We start from the raw sequence: 1,907 nt of genomic DNA, 5'->3' as shown, positions 1-1,907 counted from the left end.
CGTATCGCGCACAGTAACGGCCGGGGCCGCGTTCCGTGAGGATCGCGGCCCCGGCCTTTTGCGTTCGCCGACTCGGGCACAGGCACCGGCACCGGCCGGCCGCGGCCCTCGGCCCAGAGACGCCCAAGGCCCGGAAAAGAGAAGAGCCGCGTACGGACGCCCTCACCGACGTCCGTACGCGGCGTCTCCGCCTGCCGGGGCGCTCTGCGCACCGCACACGCCCGTCCGCGTGTGATCGCGGCCGCGGCCTCCCCGGCGGCACCGCTCCCCGTCCCCAGGGGACCGGTGCCCGTTTCTGTGGCCGCCCCCTAGGGGACGGCGTCCTTCTCAGGTGCTCCTCAGCGGCTGATCAGATCGGCGACGGCCTGCGCCTGGTTCGCCATCTGGTCCCACCCGCCGAAGAGCAGTATCAGGAGCACGGCGCACGGCAGGGCCATGGCCAGCGCCACCGCGGGGTGCCGCGTGGGCTGCTCGGCGGTCGACCGGGACTGGACGAAGGCCTGCCGACGGCGGCGGGGGGTTCCCGTGAGCTGCGGTGCCATGCCCTTGCTCCTGATCCGGTCGAGTTGGCGCGGTGAACGGCTTACCTCGGGGGACGAGCTCCCCGTCCACCGCTGAACACAACGCTATTGGTCGGGGGCCCCTGCGGGCGTCATGCCGTCGTACTGTTCCTCGGACGTCCCGGAGGATGACGCCCGGACTCGGGGCCTACTACCGCAGGGGGAGGCAGGGCTGACCCGACCCCCGGGGGAACCCTGAGGGGTAACCCCGAGAGCCGATCCGGCACCCCTGTGACCTGCGGGTCAACGCAAGATCAGACAATCGCACGGCCGCTGGAGGTGTTGCGTATCAGCACACCGCAGCAGGCAGTCCGTAAGCTGTGCCAGACAGGAACTGACGACGGCCCAACCGACGGGGCCTCAACCACAGGCTGACGGGGAACGGAACATGGCGATGATGCGGCTGAGGCGTGAGGACCCCCGCATCGTCGGGCCGTACCGCCTGCACCGGCGACTGGGCGCCGGCGGCATGGGCGTGGTCTACCTCGGGTCCGACCGCCGCGGGCAGCGCGTCGCACTCAAGCTGATCCGCGCCGAACTCGCCGAGGACCAGGAGTTCCGCACCCGCTTCGCCCGCGAGATCGCCGCCGCCTCCCGGATCCGGGGCGGCTGCACCGCCCGCGTGGTCGGCTCGGACATCGAAGCCGACCGGCCCTGGCTGGCCACCGCGTACGTGCCCGGGCCCTCGCTGTACAAGCAGGTCGGCGACGAGGGGCCGCTGAACTGGGCCGACGCCGCCCGGATCGGGGCCGCGCTCGCCGACGGACTGGTCAAGGTGCACGAGGCCGGGGTCGTCCACCGGGACCTCAAGCCGTCCAACATCCTGCTCTCCCCGCGGGGCCCGCGGATCATCGACTTCGGCATCGCGTGGTCACGCGGCGCCAGCACGCTCACCCACGTCGGCACCGCCGTCGGCTCCCCCGGCTTCCTCGCGCCCGAACAGGTGCGCGGAGCCGCCGTCACACCCGCCACCGACGTCTTCGCCTTCGGAGCCACCCTCGCCTACGCGCTCACCGGGGACACCCCCTTCGGCTCGGGGGCGTCCTCCGAGGTGATGCTGTACCGCGTCGTCCACGAGGAGCCCGACCTGTCGGCGGTGCCGCCGCAACTGGCGCCGCTGATCCGCGCCTGCCTCGCCAAGGAACCCGCCGAGCGGCCCGGCGCGGCCGCACTGCACGAGCGGCTCAGCGAACTCGCGGCGCGCGGCACCGCCGGCGCCGGCCCGCGCACGGCACGCCCCGGTCGGGCAGCGGCCGCTCCCGCCCCGCAGGACGGCGCCCGGCAGGGCGTCCCGGCGCCCGGCCGCCCCGCCGAGCCGCCCGCCGAGGCGCGGGCCCGGGCCGCGGC

Annotated in this window: 2 protein-coding genes; one reads left to right on the top strand and one right to left on the bottom strand. The window is 74.3% G+C overall.

What is annotated here, in order from left to right; all coding sequences use genetic code 11:
* Positions 1–338: 338 nt before the first annotated feature.
* Positions 339–542 (bottom strand): hypothetical protein, encoded by a 204-nt coding sequence (locus ACFV04_RS42650; RefSeq protein WP_380350244.1) that lies wholly within the window; start codon positions 540–542, stop codon positions 339–341.
* A gap of 406 nt (positions 543–948) precedes the next feature.
* Here ACFV04_RS42650 and ACFV04_RS42645 point away from each other — a divergent pair.
* Positions 949–1,907 (top strand): serine/threonine-protein kinase (locus ACFV04_RS42645; protein ID WP_380536485.1); only part of this gene is annotated, 959 nt, incomplete at its 3' end.

The sequence above is a fragment of the Kitasatospora sp. NPDC059599 genome (assembly GCF_042735125.1).
GTDB lineage: Bacteria > Actinomycetota > Actinomycetes > Streptomycetales > Streptomycetaceae > Kitasatospora.
Note: the sequence above shows the minus strand (reverse complement) of the source record. Positions and strands in the feature narration are given on the sequence as shown.